General features: G+C 45.2%; 17 protein-coding genes. 10 read left to right on the top strand and 7 right to left on the bottom strand.

Features of this window, described 5'->3' with window-relative positions; translation table 11 throughout:
* Positions 1-187 precede the first annotated feature (187 nt).
* Together MKY01_RS17460 and MKY01_RS17455 are read left to right on the top strand one after the other, a co-directional pair.
* Positions 188-286: a GTP-binding protein gene (locus MKY01_RS17460; protein ID WP_127549146.1), complete on the top strand. Its 99-nt coding sequence runs from the start codon at positions 188-190 to the stop codon at positions 284-286.
* A 23-nt stretch (positions 287-309) separates the two neighbouring features.
* Positions 310-597, top strand: coding sequence for a GTP-binding protein (locus MKY01_RS17455; protein WP_307720266.1), 288 nt, complete (start codon positions 310-312; stop codon positions 595-597).
* A 69-nt stretch (positions 598-666) separates the two neighbouring features.
* Here MKY01_RS17455 and MKY01_RS17450 read toward each other — a convergent pair whose 3' ends face one another.
* On the bottom strand, positions 667-1,524 hold the full coding sequence (locus MKY01_RS17450; RefSeq protein WP_127549150.1) for a hypothetical protein: 858 nt from the start codon (positions 1,522-1,524) through the stop codon (positions 667-669).
* A gap of 169 nt (positions 1,525-1,693) precedes the next feature.
* Here MKY01_RS17450 and rpmG point away from each other — a divergent pair, with 169 nt between their 5' ends.
* The 6 genes from rpmG (at position 1,694) to MKY01_RS17420 (ending at position 6,096) form a co-directional block, all read left to right on the top strand.
* Positions 1,694-1,843 (top strand): 50S ribosomal protein L33, encoded by a 150-nt coding sequence (gene rpmG / locus MKY01_RS17445; protein ID WP_036613813.1) that lies wholly within the window; start codon positions 1,694-1,696, stop codon positions 1,841-1,843.
* Positions 1,844-1,893: 50 nt separating this feature from the next.
* Positions 1,894-2,601: a metal ABC transporter ATP-binding protein gene (locus MKY01_RS17440; protein ID WP_339282847.1), complete on the top strand. Its 708-nt coding sequence runs from the start codon at positions 1,894-1,896 to the stop codon at positions 2,599-2,601.
* On the top strand, positions 2,547-3,440 hold the full coding sequence (locus tag MKY01_RS17435; RefSeq protein ID WP_282321172.1) for a metal ABC transporter permease: 894 nt from the start codon (positions 2,547-2,549) through the stop codon (positions 3,438-3,440). The genes MKY01_RS17440 and MKY01_RS17435 overlap by 55 nt, the downstream gene beginning before the upstream one ends.
* A complete protein-coding gene (locus MKY01_RS17430) occupies positions 3,427-4,509 on the top strand; it encodes a metal ABC transporter substrate-binding protein (RefSeq protein ID WP_339282845.1) in 1,083 nt (360 codons plus the stop codon). Before MKY01_RS17435 ends, MKY01_RS17430 begins: the two co-directional genes overlap by 14 nt.
* A 165-nt stretch (positions 4,510-4,674) precedes the next feature.
* The gene (locus MKY01_RS17425) at positions 4,675-5,157 is read left to right on the top strand and encodes a hypothetical protein (protein ID WP_339282843.1); all 483 of its coding nucleotides are present in this window, start codon (positions 4,675-4,677) and stop codon (positions 5,155-5,157) included.
* A 237-nt stretch (positions 5,158-5,394) separates the two neighbouring features.
* Positions 5,395-6,096 carry a M50 family metallopeptidase gene (locus MKY01_RS17420; RefSeq protein ID WP_036613817.1) on the top strand — a complete coding sequence of 234 codons (702 nt, stop codon included), beginning with the start codon at positions 5,395-5,397 and terminating at the stop codon, positions 6,094-6,096.
* A 117-nt stretch (positions 6,097-6,213) separates the two neighbouring features.
* On the opposite strand, the gene MKY01_RS17415 is transcribed toward MKY01_RS17420, so the two are convergent.
* The 5 genes from MKY01_RS17415 to MKY01_RS17395 all read right to left on the bottom strand — a co-directional run bounded on the left by MKY01_RS17415 (position 6,214) and on the right by MKY01_RS17395 (position 10,192).
* A complete protein-coding gene (locus MKY01_RS17415) occupies positions 6,214-6,585 on the bottom strand; it encodes a DUF4363 family protein (RefSeq protein WP_076328606.1) in 372 nt (123 codons plus the stop codon).
* A gap of 26 nt (positions 6,586-6,611) precedes the next feature.
* Positions 6,612-7,340 (bottom strand): DUF421 domain-containing protein, encoded by a 729-nt coding sequence (locus MKY01_RS17410; RefSeq protein WP_244988206.1) that lies wholly within the window; start codon positions 7,338-7,340, stop codon positions 6,612-6,614.
* 206 nt (positions 7,341-7,546) lie between these two features.
* On the bottom strand, positions 7,547-8,410 hold the full coding sequence (locus tag MKY01_RS17405; RefSeq protein ID WP_339282839.1) for an SDR family oxidoreductase: 864 nt from the start codon (positions 8,408-8,410) through the stop codon (positions 7,547-7,549).
* A complete protein-coding gene (gene uxuA, locus MKY01_RS17400) occupies positions 8,407-9,474 on the bottom strand; it encodes a mannonate dehydratase (protein WP_036673719.1) in 1,068 nt (355 codons plus the stop codon). The genes MKY01_RS17405 and uxuA overlap by 4 nt, the downstream gene beginning before the upstream one ends.
* A gap of 40 nt (positions 9,475-9,514) precedes the next feature.
* Complete coding sequence (locus MKY01_RS17395; protein ID WP_026081054.1) at positions 9,515-10,192, bottom strand: GntR family transcriptional regulator; 678 nt, start codon at positions 10,190-10,192, stop codon at positions 9,515-9,517.
* Between the two features lie 271 nt (positions 10,193-10,463).
* Between MKY01_RS17395 and MKY01_RS17390 the strand changes: the two genes are divergently transcribed.
* Both MKY01_RS17390 and MKY01_RS17385 read left to right on the top strand, forming a co-directional pair.
* Positions 10,464-10,766 (top strand): metalloregulator ArsR/SmtB family transcription factor, encoded by a 303-nt coding sequence (locus MKY01_RS17390; protein WP_017688208.1) that lies wholly within the window; start codon positions 10,464-10,466, stop codon positions 10,764-10,766.
* Between the two features lie 90 nt (positions 10,767-10,856).
* On the top strand, positions 10,857-12,260 hold the full coding sequence (locus tag MKY01_RS17385) for an aldehyde dehydrogenase (RefSeq protein ID WP_339282837.1): 1,404 nt from the start codon (positions 10,857-10,859) through the stop codon (positions 12,258-12,260).
* A 30-nt stretch (positions 12,261-12,290) separates the two neighbouring features.
* On the opposite strand, the gene MKY01_RS17380 is transcribed toward MKY01_RS17385, so the two are convergent.
* On the bottom strand, positions 12,291-13,202 hold the full coding sequence (locus MKY01_RS17380) for an AraC family transcriptional regulator (RefSeq protein WP_076250429.1): 912 nt from the start codon (positions 13,200-13,202) through the stop codon (positions 12,291-12,293).
* Between the last annotated feature and the right edge of the window lie 175 nt (positions 13,203-13,377).

The following is a 13,377-nucleotide window of genomic DNA, read 5'->3' as shown; positions in this document are numbered from 1 at the left end:
TATGCTTGTACGTGCAGCAACATACATCATTCCTATGTTCTAATCAACATTTTTACGATTAATCAAGATTCTTCATGATATTAGAGTTGACAACCTAAAGAAAACTACGGTATAGTTCGGATTGATCATAATTAATAGTAATAATTACGATTAAAGTTTAAACTTAAACAGAGTGGAGGAAGCAGAAATGTCAGATCAACAGGTTCAACAGCGGGATCCAGTAACCGTACTTAGTGGATATTTGGGTGCAGGCAAAACGACACTTCTCAATCATGCAAAGGCCTGATGTGGCTGGCGACAAGAAACCATATGGCAATCTCTTTCAGTCATGCAGGTACATCGAAGCAGCTTGCACCAGCAGGAATATGGGTAGGTGCGATGAGTGAGGAGGAAAGGGAACTTCATTTTGGCGACACGCTGCCAAGCATACCGGACTGGGATGATGAGTGGGGTGACCGGGTAACCAAATTAGTATTCATCGGCATTGACATGGACCGGGCGGAGATTAAACGTACATTGGATGAGACCCTTCTTACGGAGGAGGAGATGTTGATGAACTGGCGTGAACTGAAAGATCCTTTTCCAGCGTGGAGTTGAAGTGAAAAGAAAAGATCTTCAAGTGCAATAGTGCCCCTGAAGATCAATGATTATATTGCATTAAGGACTTTAGCTAAAGTACAAATCGCCAAGATAAAAATCACCGTTGCCACTTTTTTGCGGACTAAACACAAAGGTAAGGTACACTCCATAGGAACCCGTCCATCCTTGTGGATAATAAATAGCTTTGTAACTGTGTCTTGTTTTGGTTTTATCATCCATTGCAATCACTTTAAAATCAGCTGATTTCACATTAATCAACTGATCTGCATATTTAGTCAGCGTTTTTTTATCATTTGCTGCAATGATACCTTTGACTGTAGTCTTAAATTTATCTTTCTGGGATTGCTTACCCAGATCAAAAATGTCGATCTCGGGATTTTCAATAACTTTAGCATCTATGTATTTATCAAATTCACTAGTGCTACCTGTTTTAAGTGCTTTACCATACATCTTGATCAGTGTTAAAGATTCTTTTTGCAATTTGACTATCATCTGAGCGTCAGTTCCAGTCATCTTGATTGAGCCAGAAGTGCTTGAGTTACTTGAACTACTTGGTTTACTTGAATCTTCAGAACCTTTGGTACCTGTACTGCTGTTATTACTACTCGAACTGCTTGACTTACCGCTACCTGAATTAGTGATACTTACAACTTTGTTGCTAACATTCAGAGATACGTTGGCTCCGAGTGCTTCTGCTGTGGTATTTACAGGCAAGTATACATCACCGTCATATACCAGTGCATTCAGTTTGTCTCCAGCTTCATTCTTGGGTGTCCAAGACAGACCGTTTACTTTAAAGCTAATGTTGCTGTCGAGTGTTGCTTCAATATCTTGAATTCCGTTTGAAGCTGCTACACCCAGGGCACCGAAAGCCAAACTGCATGCTACCAATGACCCAATAAAAGTTGATTTTTTGATCTTCATCTAGTTCCTCCGTAGGTAAAGTATAATGATACCAAAGCAGTATATCATATGAAATTATATTATGCATACAAAATTTTACTGTAACAGATATGGAGTTGACAAAAGAAAAGCTATAGACTAATATCATTAAATAGTAATAATTACGATTAAATAAGAGGAGGCAACAACCATGAGAGTCATTGTAACTTTAGCCTGCACCGAGTGCGGGGACCGCAACTATACAACAACCAAGAACAAACGTAACCATCCAGAGAGACTTGAGATGAAGAAGTACTCCCCACGTTTGAAGAAAATGACGATCCACCGGGAAACCAGATAAAATTTTTTTATTATTTTTAAATCGTAATATTTACGAAAAGAGGGAATGGCATGATACTATCCTCCATGCGTGATGTTGTATTTGGATATGGCAAAGAGCCGGTCATTGATCAACTGTCGCTGGATATCCATGTGGGAGAGTTCATAGGCATCACAGGTCCCAATGGTTCTGCCAAAACGACCCTGTTAAAGCTGCTACTAGGGCTATTAAAGCCCTGGAGCGGCACGATACATATGAATCCGCAGTTGAAACGTGGGAACAAGTCCAATATTGGTTATGTGCCCCAGCAGGTGGCATCGTTCAATAGTGGATTTCCCAGTACGGTGAATGAGCTGGTCCGGTCCGGGCGTTACACCAGGCTGGGACTATTCCGAAGCTTCACAGCAGAGCAGGATGCCATCGTTGAACGCAGTTTGCGGGAAGTTGGCATGTGGGAATATCGGAATACACGAGTCGGTGAGCTGTCTGGTGGACAGAAGCAACGGATCTGTATTGCAAGGGCTATGGCTGGGCAACCGCAGGTTCTGGTACTGGATGAGCCAACCACGGGAATGGACCGCCACAACCGTGAAGGATTTTACAATCTGATGCGCCACTATGTTGATGCTCATGGGATAACGATTATTATGGTTACTCATGGACTGGAAGAGATGGGAGATCGATTGGACCGAACGATTACTCTGGAGCGGCAAGAAAGTGAGGAATGGCAGTGTTTGAGTACGAATTCATGCAACGTGCCTTCTGGGCAGGTGGACTGATTGGAGTCATCGCTCCAATTCTCGGGGTTTATCTGATGCTCAGGCGGCAGGTCCTTATGGCAGACACGTTATCCCATGTCTCACTCGCAGGGGTGGCGCTCGGTTCAGTCATGAATCTTAACCCGGTGATCTGCGGATTCGCGATTGCAATTATCGGTGCATTACTGGTTGAACAACTGCGGCGAAGTTACCGAACCTACAGCGAGGTACCTGTGGCGATCATCATGACTTCGGGGCTGGCTCTTGCTGTGGTATTGATGAGTCTCAAAACCAATCTGTCCAAGACCTTCAGCTCATACTTATTTGGATCTATTGTCGCGGTTAGCGATATACAATTGTGGATGATGGCAGGTGTGTGTGTCATTGGTTTACTTTTTTTCATCCTGCTCCGGAGACCGTTGTATAACTTTACGTTTGATGAAGAGACTGCTTCCATTGGAGGCGTTCAGGTAAGAGGGTTATCGTTTGCATTTGCCATTCTGACAGGAATGACTGTAGCTTCAGCCATGCCGATCGTCGGAGTGTTGCTGGTGTCTGCTCTCATTGTATTACCTGCTGCCTTGGCACTGAGAGTGTCTCGCAGTTTTACAGCAGCGATTATTGTCGCGGTAATTACAGGATTAATCGGTATTTTTAGCGGGCTCACAACATCTTACCATCTAAATACACCACCGGGAGGAACAATTGCACTCATCCTGTTGGTCATCCTATTGACTGGAATATCAGCGCAAAAGCTGATTGCACGATATAACCGCAAGCGTCACCGCAAAGAAACGAAATCACAGCACATCATTCTGGTCAACCATTCTAGGAGGAATACATCACATGAAATTCAGTAAAAAAGCTACGCTCGGATTGTTGTTTAGTCTTACACTTATCGTCGCAGGCTGCGGACAAAAATCCGCTTCTGATGCAAATACAGCTTCGACAGGCACTTCCGTTCCAGTCGAGACGGAAACTGCAAAATTAAACGTGCAGGTCAGCTTCTACCCGATGTATGAGTTCACCAAAAATGTGGCAGGTGATCTAGCCGATGTGCATACACTCGTTCCAGCAGGAATGGAGCCCCATGATTGGGAGCCTACACCACAAGATATTGCCAGCATTGAAAAAGCGGATGTGCTTGTATACAACGGTGCGGGCATGGAATCTTGGATTGATCAGGTCACCGGAAGCCTGAGCAATGCTTCACTCATTCAGGTGGAAGCGAGCAAAGGCATCAACCTTCTTGAAGGTGGAGAGCATGAACACCATCAAGAAGATTCAGAGGCAACAGAACATGACCACGATCATGATCATGCGGATGAAGCGACTACAGAAGAACACGACCATGATCATGACGCAGAGGCAGAAGCAGAAGCAGGACATGATCACGATCACGGTGGACTAGACCCCCACGTATGGCTGTCACCTGCATTGGCTGTAAAGGAAGTGCGCAATATTGAAGCAGGTTTGGCGCAGGCTGCCCCGAAACATGCTGAACAGTTCAAGCAGAATGCAGATGCCTACATTGCTCAATTGGAGTCACTGGATCAGGACTTCAAAGCGGCTGGGACGGATAGCAAACGCAAGGATTTCATCACACAACACGCTGCATTTGGTTACCTTGCCAAGGAATATGGGTTGCAACAGGTGCCCATCGCAGGATTGTCTCCTGAGCAAGAACCTTCAGCAGCGCAGATGGCATCTGTCATTGATTTTGCGAAAGAGCATCAGGTGAAGACCATTTTCTTCGAAACACTGGTTTCATCCAAAGTGTCTGAGACGATCGCAAGTGAAGTGGGGGCCAAGACGGCTGTATTGAATCCGATTGAGGGACTCACCGAGGAAGAAATTGCGGCGGGAATGGACTACATTAGCGTGATGAGACAGAATCTGGAGGCTCTGAAACTGGCACTAAACGAATAATTAAAAATCAGTTTGATGCCTGTCATCGAAAAAGGTACAATAATACAACATGCTGAGGAATGGATCGCCATTCCTTTGCCTTTTTGCAAAGCAGAGAGCACAGGGATGTGCTCTCTCTTTGTTTAATAAGGTGACCGGATCAAGGAGAACAGGAGGACGCATTGCATGAATTTAAATGAGGAACATGAAGTGCTGTTAAGTGAACAGCCTGCCCATCTGTGGAGACGACGCAAGCTGGAGCTGATGCACTGGACGGAACGTGATAAACATACGGTAGCCGCGAAGAAAACGGAGATTTGGAACGGTATCGAAGTTGATGCCGAACTTGTGAAGGCATTGTCCATACTTCAGAGTGCGGGCGTGAGGACGGAATTTTCATGTGCAGGGGTGAGTCCGCTTGATGAACCTGTCGATCATTCCCTTTATGCTTATGTTACCCTGATACAAAGTGAGGTAGCAGATCAATTCGTGCACTATGCCCTCCGTCGGATGCGCAATCGACTGCTCGTTACGCTAGAGGCCGAAAAGGGCCGCTATGATCTATCTTCTTTTTTCATTGGACACAATCGAAGCTTCTGCTGGTGGATGGAGCACTGTGCCTTACAGTTCGGAAGCCGAAACGAATCGAGTGAAAAAAGCGTAGAATAAGTGCGTGTTCAAAAAGATCGGTTTTCAGTACCGAGAAGATGGGATGAAGCTAGAAATGGAGTAGCGGAGCGTAGGAAACTACGTGAGCAACGGACATTTCGGCTGAATGCCATCTTCGACGCTGATGATGCCATTAAGCATCCTTCGTAATCAAAAGCGGACTTTTTGAACAACCTTTATAAAGGATAGGCTTGTTTACTTGATTGTTTACTTTAAGGTAAAGGAGGTATGGCACGATTGAATAAGTGGGTCAAAACGATACTGTTCCTACTAGGCTCCGTCTTTCTTACACGATTCATCCCATTTTCGTCCTTGTTCCGTAACCTGGATACGATGATTCACGAATTCGGTCATGCACTAATGACACTGGTATTGTCCGGTAAAGTGCTGCGCATTGAATTGTACGCTGATCATAGTGGTGTAACTTACTCATCCATGCTGACGCCAGGCAGATCGATCCTGGTTTCTCTGGCGGGATATATCAGTGCATCACTGTTCGCCTTGCTGTTGTTTTACTTATACCGCAAAGGCTTGCACATGTGGGGACTCGGTATTATGACGGCTGTCGCTCTGGTGTCGCTCCTTTTATATGTAAGAGGGGAGTTCGGCATGTTATGGCTGACAGGGTTCATCGTACTGAACGTTGTCATTATGATTTTTGGTGCCAAGATCGTGAAGTACTATTATCTGTTACTGGCGTTTCTTACGCTGGAAGAGTCGGTTGTTAGTGCTGTATACGTTGGATTTATGTCCTGGACTCAACCTTCACGGGCAGGGGATGCAGCGAATCTGGCTCAGCAGACATTCCTTCCGGCGCTGTTCTGGGGCACGTTGTTTGCTTTGTTTGCACTGTGGTGTGCCAAGGGAGCACTCGGTCTCTTTTTCCGCAAAGAAGGCACTTCGCGATCGTCACGGTCTCGGGGATTACGAAGAGCGTAACGGATATAAAGTTATATCAAAGCAAAGAAGGCACTTCCTTTCTTCATAAAAAGGATAGTGCCTTTTGTTTATGGACTTACTTCTGATATTCAAGCCTGATATTAAAGATTATTGAACCTAATCTCCAAGATTATCCCATAACACATAAAAGTAATAAATCTCTTCCATAATCGCCTTATCATCCTCTGCCGCAACGCCGCCCTTGATCCGAGCAAGCGTGCCCAGAATATCATATATCGTTTCACGTTCCACACTGAACTGAATGCGGTTGACGACTTTATCCCAGGCCTTCATTGCGTAATTAACTTGAGACTTGGCTTCAGTCCATTTTTTACCCTCAACCTGTTTCTCTAACGTTTGTATAGATTCAAGCAAGCGATCATCGTTGCCAAAGGGCTTTTTAAGAAAGGCTCCGCTAGCCATAATTGCAACGAACACAAGAATGAGGAAGATCGGAAGCACATATAACAGCCAGAAACGCGTTTTCATTCAACCGCCTCCTTGATGTAAAGAGTTTAGAAAGGTCCCTCATAATCGCCCATATCGATTTTTTCGGTGATTTTATCTTCGAACAGATCAACATACAATTTGTCATTAGGCAATATGGCGGCAAAAGCAATATCCTGTATCGTGATCTTTTGTTTCTTAAGCTGTTCACTGAGCCAATTAATATCTTTGTGTCTTTCCTCCAGATTTTGCTTAATCAGCAGGCCATCAATGATAATCTCGGTCATTAGCTTGCTCTTGGGCGGGTGCATATGCATATCTTTGGCGGTTACAGGCTGATTCTCAGGTTTCAAAACAACCGAGAGGCTACCATCCGGCTCCAGAATCGCATAATCCAAAGTCGTAATATCAAATACATCCTTTTGCCGCAGCATCATGGTCAATTCATCAAATTTGACTCGCATTTTACTCAGGTTTTGTTCAAGAATTTTACCGTTCTGGATGATCAATGTTGGATCAGAGTCCATCAGTTTGGAGATGGTGCGATTTTTCAGCGTAATATACTGAAAGATGATCGTAATGATTGTGAAAATGGTCAAGGCCACAAAATGAATCCACGCCTTGGAGGAAAGATCGGTTGCAAAAGTCCCCGCAATGGAACCGATTGTGATACCGTTAATGTAATCAAAATACGTCAAGTTACCCATCTGCTGTTTGCCCAGCACCCTTGTGTAGATGATCAGGGTCAGAAAAGCAATAATAGACCGTACGGCAACAACCCATGTTTCTTCCATCATATATGTATCACCTTCCTTTATTTCACCGTAGCTGTAATAAGAGATTGTTTAAAAAGTTTGCTTTTGAACATGTATTATAACAAGCTTTTCCTATGCTGGAGGATCTTATGCTTGAACGCAAAAAACCGAAACCTGGGTATGTATCCCAAGCTTCGGTTTCATTAAATACCTATATTAGTTGAACTGATTCATTTACACGTTAATCATTATACACCTGAATACGCCATAAATCCGCCATCTACCGGAATGACTGTGCCAGTGACAAAGCCGGATTGTCTTTCATCCGCAAGCCACATCAATGTGCCAAGCAGGTCTTCCGGTTTGCCAAAGCGGCGCATGGGTGTATGAGCAATAATTTTACTGGAACGTTCCGTAGGTGAGCCGTCTGGTTGCAGTAATAGATTACGGTTCTGCTCGGTCAAGAAAAACCCGGGTGCAATAGCGTTGACACGAATACCGGATTCGGCCAGATGAACGGCGAGCCACTGCGTGAAGTTGTTAATGGCTGCCTTTGCAGCGCTGTACGCTGGAACTTTCGTCATGGGCGATGGGGCGCTCATGGAAGAAATGTTTATGACAGTAGCGGGAACATCACGCTCTATCATATGTTTTGCAAAGATCTGAGTAGGGATGAGAGAACCGACAAAATTCAGATCCATCACCTGACGAAATCCCTCTACACTTACATCGAAAAATGTAGCGACATCGCTCTTTTCCAGATCTTCCAATCTGAAGATTTCATTTGTGGTGTTGGCACTAGCGTTATTGCCACCGGCGCCATTGATCAGAATATCACATGGTCCGAGCTGTTCCAGCACCGCATCTGCCGCTGCTTGCACACTATCGGCCTGGGTTACGTCACAGGCAATAGCAATCGCTTTGCCACCGGCAGCTTCTATCGCAGATACAACTTCCTGTCCCTTGGACACCGTGCGGTTCAGGATGGCTACACTTGCACCGTGCCGAGCGAGTTCTTCCGCCATGGAGCGGCATAATACTCCAGCACCTCCGGTGATTACAGCTGTTCTGCCTTCAAGACGAGATGAGCGTTCATATTGAAGTTCACTCATGCTTTTGCCCTCCTTTGCAGGGAATCCCAGACGCCCCAGAGATACATGATGCCCAAAGCTCGGTCATAGAGTCCATACCCAGGTCGGCACTGTTCTCCCCAGAGATGACGACCGTGGTCGGGTCTTGCATAACCTTCATAACCGATATCGTGATAAGCCTCAACAACCCCTGCAATATCAACACTGCCATCCTGACTGCGATGTGAGGTTTCGATAAAGTCACCATTATCGTAGATTTTGACATTACGAATGTGGGCAAATGGAATCCGATCCTTGAACTCGTGTATCATCCCGATAATGTCATTATCAGCATTCGCTCCCAAAGAGCCACTGCATAGTGTCACGCTGTTGTAAGGGCTATCATAAAGATTCAAATATTTCCGAACATTCTCCTGACTTGTAATAATCTTTGGTAATCCAAAGATTGGCCATGGCGGGTCATCTGGATGGATGGCCATTCGAATCCCCAGCCGTTCGGCTGTAGGCATAATCTCTTGCAGGAAATAACGTGCGTGCTCCCACATATGATCCTCGGTTACATCCTTGTAGGCTTCGAACAGACCTGTTAAATACTGCAATCGTTCCGGTTCCCAACCTGGCATGGTGAGTGCGGAGTTTTCCGTAATGCGTCGAACGAGTTCTAGAGGTTCTATATCTGCAAGTTTACTGTGCTCATAGAAGAGGGCAGTTGAGCCATCCTCCATTTCCTTGTGCATATCCGTGCGAAGCCAGTCGAAGATCGGCATAAAGTTGTAACAGATGACCTTCACACCAACTTGAGCCAGTTTCTCCATTGTTTTAATATAGTTCGCAATGTATTTATCCCTTGATGGCAGGCCCAACTTGATATCCTCATGGATGTTCACACTCTCAACGACATCCAGATGTAACCCGGCCTTGTCTGCTGCTGTTTTGACAGCGAGTATTTTGTCCATTGGCCATTCCTCGCCAGCAGGAACATCGTGCAGTGCCCACACAATACCTTCAACACCCGGAATCTGCCGGATATGATCCAGCGTTACCGTATCATTGCCTTCGCCGAACCAGCGAAAAACCATTCTCATCACGTTCACCTCATCATGAATAGTAGGAAGAAAAATTCAGTCATTGAAAATAGGACGGATATGTATCCTGCAGGACAGCCAAATCGGTGACAGTTAAATGCAAGTGTTCCTGCATCAGTCGCTCTGCTGTGTCGGCATCATGCTGCTGAATGGCCTTGACCATAGACCGGTGCTGTTCAATCAGATGATCCCACTGGTGGTCCGAGGACAGGCGTAACATGCGACTTCGATTCAAATGTACATTCATCTGCTGGATAACAGTCCAGGTGTTGCTTTTGTTGCAGCCTGCAAAAAGAGTGCTATGGAATTCCTCATCCAATTGGAACATTCGTTCATCATCCGGTTTGACTCTGCATTCCTGTTGCCACGCAAGGTTCTGTTCAAGAGCTACCATCTGTTCGTTCGGAAAGTTCTCGCAGGCGAGTCTGATTACGGCTCGTTCGAGCTGTTCACGCATGAACCGTGCTTCCTCAACGAGATCGACCTGAATCAGAGAGACGTATGTGCCACGCTGTGGATACACTTCCAGCAGACCTTCCTGTGCAAGCCTTACAAAACTTTCTCGAACAGGTGTCCGGCTTACCTGGAACTCCAGCGAAATTTCCTTCTCTGAAATAGCTGTTCCCGGAGGCATTTTCAAACTCAAAATGAGTTGTTTCAGCGTGAAGTAAACGACATCTCGCGTTGAGTAAGATTGCTTATTATTCATGGAAGACATATTGCTCGCAACAGGCAACAAACCGGCTCTGGATGATAACTTTGGGATATATTCCACAACTTCAACTCCTTCAATGACATACTACCATACTTGTATGGTAGTATGGTAGCGCTTTATAAGTATTATATTAAATTTAGTTGATGGTTCACTTGCAGTTCAAGTGATTAAAGAGTACAATTCAGTCATTAGGTTCGAATGTTTAAACTAACAGACATCAAACAGAGAAATATACGTAGAAATAATGAAGAAGAAATAGTATAGAGGTGAAACCATGGGACAAAAAGCAATTAGCGTTTTTCAAACCTGTATCCCGTTATTTCAGGTGTTAAGTGACAACCATCGTCAATCCATTTTGCTGACACTCACCGAGAAAGGCAGAATGACAGTGAATGAAATTACCGAACAATCCAGCCTATCCCGGCCAGCCATATCTCATCATCTCAAGCTGTTGTTAGAGAAAGGGCTTATATCTGTGGAACAGAAGGGCACACAGCGTTATTATTCGGCTTCATTGAATGCATCGGTGGAACTGCTGAAGGAACTGGTAGCTGCTTTGGAAGAAGAGTGTCTGTAGAGTAATAGTGATAAAACATGCTTTTGCATGTGCCTTATAGGTTCGTAAGTTTAAACGCTTGATCAATAATGAATAGAGGAGTATGTATATATGACAACGACTATACAGGAAGTAACCAGTCAGGAAGTTGAACAGATTTTGGAGCAGCAACGACAGTTCTTTCGTTCCGGGGCAACAAGATCGGCAGAAGCTCGAATCGCACATCTGACCCAACTGAAGCAGGCCATTCAAAAGTACGAATCCAGACTGACAGAAGCTCTCTATCAGGATTTGGGCAAAAGTGAGTTTGAATCCTACACAACCGAGATCGGATTTATGATGGATAGCATCACACACACCATTCGTAAAGTGAATAAATGGGTGAAACCTGTTAAAGTGAAAACACAAATGGCGCTCCTGGGTTCCAAAAGTTATATCATACCCGAACCCTACGGGGCGGTTCTGATTATCGGACCGTTTAATTATCCTTTTCAACTCTTAATCGAACCATTGGTAGGTGCTATTGCAGCAGGTAACACAGCCGTGCTCAAAGCGTCAGAGAATACACCTGCGGTGTCCGCTGTTGTACGTGAAATGATTGCGAGTGTGTTCGAACCGGCATACGTACAAGTGCTCGATGGTGCAAAAGATACAACAACAGCGCTGATTAACGCGCCATTCGACTATATCTTTTTTACAGGCAGTGTACCGGTTGGCAAGATTGTGATGGAGGCAGCTGCCAAAAATCTCGTTCCCGTTACGTTAGAACTGGGAGGCAAAAGTCCGGTCATCGTTGATGAACAGGCGGATATCAAAGTAGCAGCTGAGCGCATTATATGGGGCAAACTGCTCAATACAGGACAGACCTGTATCGCACCCGATTATTTACTTGTGCATGAGCGCGTGAAGGGACCGTTAATTACAGAGATGAAGGCAGCAATCGTGTCTTTCTTTGGTTCGGATATCCAGCACAACAAGGACTATGGGCGAATCGTGAACAAGGGACATTTTAAACGTCTGACGACTTTGATTGAGCGGGATCAGGCCAAAGTGATATATGGGGGAACTTCGGATGAGGAAGATCGCTTCATTGAACCTACACTGATTGATGCGGAGTCCTGGGATGTAGCAACGATGGAAGATGAGATTTTTGGACCGATTCTGCCGATCATTAGTTATCGTAACCTGGATGAAGCCATTGTAGAAATCGTAAAGCGGCCGAAACCACTCGCCTTGTATCTGTTCACTTCCGACACCCGGGTTCAGGACAAAGTGCTGCGCGAAGTTTCTTTTGGAGGCGGCTGCATTAACGATACCATCACGCATGTAGCGAATCCACGTCTGCCGTTTGGCGGTGTTGGTCATTCTGGTGTTGGCTCGTATCATGGGCAGTACAGCTTCGAAACCTTCTCTCATCTCAAAAGTGTACTGAAAAAAAGCACCAAATTGAATCTGCCGATTCTGTATCCACCGTATGATAACAAGCTGAAGCTGATTAAGCGTTTGTTGAAATAAATAAGAAAGACAAACAGCCTGCTACTGGACCTATTCCAGAGCAGGCTGTTCCTGTCGGTAACGGGAGGGTGACATGCCGGACCAGCGCTTGAATTGACGACTGAAATGGGCAATATCCTTATAACCAAGCATGACGGCAATATTTTGAACGGACAGCTTCGGATTGCCCAGAAGAAGCTTCGCTTCATGCAAAACCAACTGGGATAATACAGCACGTGGAGACTGACCAAACACCTGCTTGAACACGCGATTACAGTGAGAAGAACTGATGCCCAGCTCTGCTGCAATATCATCAATGCCATAGTGACCGTTGGACTCGTGTCCCTGTTTGAATTGCTGACTCATCAGGCCTTGCAACCGATTACGAATCTGGTGGGCGAGTTCGATCTTCTCGTGTCCGTCGGTAAACCAGTGAGCTGCCTCTTTCGAGACCGCCTCCCACAGATGGCCAAATAGTTCAAATACCGCAGATTGCAGCTGCATACGCTGTACCATCGTATTTGCTGTTTCATCATCCGCAGATGACATCAATTTGCGCAAAACCGGCTCAATCTGCTGTGTAACCGGACTATCGCTACTAAATCGCACTTGTTTGATGCGCGCCAGCAACGATAGGAACAACTGATCATCAATGTCAAAATGCATGCAAAAATACGTGAATCCCTTGCCGTTATGACTCTGGCTGGAATGAATGCTTCCCGGAGGAATCAGGAGCAGTTCGCCAGCCTTTTGAATGTATAGGGTACCATTCACCATCATGCGCTGCTCGCCTTCCGTGACATAATTCAATTCATATTGAGGGTGCTCATGTGCCGGATAATCCCAGTCCATACCCACACTTCGTAAATGAATGGCAAACAGATTGACCGTTGTTTGCACATCTGGATAAAAAACTTCATGGACACTTTCTCCCAAAGTAGGAGGCAAATACGTTGAAGACATGGAAGATCCCCCTTCATATGAGGTTGTTCAAAAAATGTGATTTTGATTACGCACGTATATCTAATGGAATGTTTTTGTGTAACCGCTTTAATCTATTATAGTCTATCAGCTTGATTTGGGTAAATATCCGATTGATTTGATCATGGTCGGAGGTGGAACCACGTGTTAGGATGGG

The sequence above is a fragment of the Paenibacillus sp. FSL R5-0486 genome (assembly GCF_037975155.1).
Lineage (GTDB): Bacteria > Bacillota > Bacilli > Paenibacillales > Paenibacillaceae > Paenibacillus > Paenibacillus amylolyticus.
The sequence above is the reverse complement of the archived record's forward strand: the minus strand, read 5'-3'. Positions and strand labels throughout refer to the sequence as shown.

What these genes read in the sequence shown, in the direction of transcription:
- MKY01_RS17415 (WP_076328606.1), bottom strand. Translation starts at nt 6,585, where the DNA reads ATGAAAACGCGTTTCTGGCTGTTATATGTGCTTCCGATCTTCCTCATT.
- MKY01_RS17450 (WP_127549150.1), bottom strand. Translation starts at nt 1,524, where the DNA reads ATGAAGATCAAAAAATCAACTTTTATTGGGTCATTGGTAGCATGCAGT.
- MKY01_RS17455 (WP_307720266.1), top strand. Translation starts at nt 310, where the DNA reads ATGGCAATCTCTTTCAGTCATGCAGGTACATCGAAGCAGCTTGCACCA.
- MKY01_RS17410 (WP_244988206.1), bottom strand. Translation starts at nt 7,340, where the DNA reads ATGATGGAAGAAACATGGGTTGTTGCCGTACGGTCTATTATTGCTTTT.
- MKY01_RS17395 (WP_026081054.1), bottom strand. Translation starts at nt 10,192, where the DNA reads ATGTCTTCCATGAATAATAAGCAATCTTACTCAACGCGAGATGTCGTT.
- MKY01_RS17405 (WP_339282839.1), bottom strand. Translation starts at nt 8,410, where the DNA reads ATGAGTGAACTTCAATATGAACGCTCATCTCGTCTTGAAGGCAGAACA.
- MKY01_RS17380 (WP_076250429.1), bottom strand. Translation starts at nt 13,202, where the DNA reads ATGTCTTCAACGTATTTGCCTCCTACTTTGGGAGAAAGTGTCCATGAA.
- rpmG (WP_036613813.1), top strand. Translation starts at nt 1,694, where the DNA reads ATGAGAGTCATTGTAACTTTAGCCTGCACCGAGTGCGGGGACCGCAAC.
- MKY01_RS17460 (WP_127549146.1), top strand. Translation starts at nt 188, where the DNA reads ATGTCAGATCAACAGGTTCAACAGCGGGATCCAGTAACCGTACTTAGT.
- uxuA (WP_036673719.1), bottom strand. Translation starts at nt 9,474, where the DNA reads ATGAGAATGGTTTTTCGCTGGTTCGGCGAAGGCAATGATACGGTAACG.
- MKY01_RS17430 (WP_339282845.1), top strand. Translation starts at nt 3,427, where the DNA reads ATGAAATTCAGTAAAAAAGCTACGCTCGGATTGTTGTTTAGTCTTACA.
- MKY01_RS17440 (WP_339282847.1), top strand. Translation starts at nt 1,894, where the DNA reads ATGATACTATCCTCCATGCGTGATGTTGTATTTGGATATGGCAAAGAG.
- MKY01_RS17385 (WP_339282837.1), top strand. Translation starts at nt 10,857, where the DNA reads ATGACAACGACTATACAGGAAGTAACCAGTCAGGAAGTTGAACAGATT.
- MKY01_RS17390 (WP_017688208.1), top strand. Translation starts at nt 10,464, where the DNA reads ATGGGACAAAAAGCAATTAGCGTTTTTCAAACCTGTATCCCGTTATTT.
- MKY01_RS17425 (WP_339282843.1), top strand. Translation starts at nt 4,675, where the DNA reads ATGAATTTAAATGAGGAACATGAAGTGCTGTTAAGTGAACAGCCTGCC.
- MKY01_RS17435 (WP_282321172.1), top strand. Translation starts at nt 2,547, where the DNA reads ATGGCAGTGTTTGAGTACGAATTCATGCAACGTGCCTTCTGGGCAGGT.